The organism is Microbacterium sp. CPCC 204701, assembly GCF_004010105.1.
Classification (GTDB): Bacteria; Actinomycetota; Actinomycetes; order Actinomycetales; family Microbacteriaceae; genus Microbacterium.
Genome location: NZ_RRYE01000565.1, coordinates 1 through 1,409, shown reverse-complemented (window position 1 = coordinate 1,409; position 1,409 = coordinate 1). Strand labels below are relative to the sequence as shown.

Annotated in this window: 2 protein-coding genes; both read left to right on the top strand. The window is 73.0% G+C overall.

Features of this window, described 5'->3' with window-relative positions; translation table 11 throughout:
* Nucleotides 1-859, top strand: an 859-nt coding sequence (locus EIO58_RS17910; protein ID WP_205789387.1) for a sterol carrier protein domain-containing protein, incomplete at its 5' end; no start/stop codon positions are given.
* A gap of 162 nt (nucleotides 860-1,021) precedes the next feature.
* On the top strand, nucleotides 1,022-1,409 hold a 388-nt coding region (locus tag EIO58_RS17905), incomplete at its 3' end, for an ATP-binding cassette domain-containing protein (protein WP_164861867.1).

Here is a 1,409-nt window from a genome sequence, read left to right as displayed (position 1 = left end):
CGGCCGGTACGGGTTCGCCCCGGCGGCCCCGGCGGCGTCGTGGCGCATCGAGACCAAGCGTGCGCAGTGGATCGGCCCGCGTCCCGACGGCCGCGTCGACTTCGTTCCGCGCGAGCGGCTGCGCGAGCTGCTGCCGGTCGTGCACGAGCGTGCGCGGCTGCGCATGCCCGGCGAGATCGACGTGCCCGCCGGGCACTGGGACAACATCGCGGGCACGCGGCCGGACGCCGAGAAGGCCGGCGACAGACGTGCGGTGCAGTACGCCGACGCATCGGGCGAGGTGCGCGGCCTGGCGGTGTACGCGGTGCGCGAGAACCACGACGACTTCACCAAGGCGACCGTCACCGTGCACTACCTCGTCGCCGAGACCGACGACGCGTACGCGGCACTGTGGCGGTTCCTGCTCGAGCTCGACCTCGTCGCCGAGGTGCGCGCGAGCGAGCTCTCGATCGACGAGCCGCTGCTGTGGATGATCGCCGACCAGCGCGCGGCCACAGTGACCGTCTGCGACCACCAGTACGTGCGGATCCTCGACGTGCCGGCTGCGCTCCGGGCGCGCCGCTTCTCGACCCCCGGGCGCCTCGTCCTGAACGTGGCCGATCCGCTGGGCATCGCCGAGGGCCGCTACCTGCTCGAGTCCGGCGCCGACGGGTCGGCGCAGGTGACGCGGCTCACCGGTGACGCGCCGGAGGGCGCGGTCGAGGTGGCCCTCGGCATCACCGAGCTCTCTGCCGTGTACCTCGGCGGCGTGTCGCTCGCGACCCTCGCCGCGGCGGGCCGCGTGACGACTCCGGATGCCGCAACCGCTGCGCGCGTCCTCTCGTGGCACGTCGCACCCCGCTTGAGCATCTGGTACTGACTGACGCCGGACCCCGTCCGTCTGCGTGCGAGAACCCCAGTCCCTCACCCGACACGCCGGCACCCGACATCCATCACCGGCGTGTCTCCATGACCGGTTGGTGTTCTCGCACCCGGCCGCGTGTGAGGGCGACGTACGAGCCTGACCTAGCCTTGAAGGAACATGGCACATCTGCTCGGGGCTGAGGCCCTGCACCTGGAGTTCCCGACGAAGGTCGTCTTCGACCGCGTCTCGCTCGGCGTCGACGAGGGCGATCGCATCGGCGTCGTCGGCCGCAACGGCGACGGCAAGTCGAGTCTGCTCGCGATGCTCGCAGGCCGGCTCGAGCCGGATTCCGGACGCGTCACGGTGCGCGGCGGCGTGCGCGTCGGCGTGCTGGACCAGGCCGACACCCTCGACGACCGGCAGACCATCGCCGAGGCGGTGGTGGGCGACCGGCCCGCGCACGAGTGGGCCGGCGATCCGCGCACGCGCGAGGTGATCGCGGGGCTTCTCGGCGACCTCGACTGGGACGGCCCGGTCACCGGCCTCTCGGGCGGGCAGCGCCGCC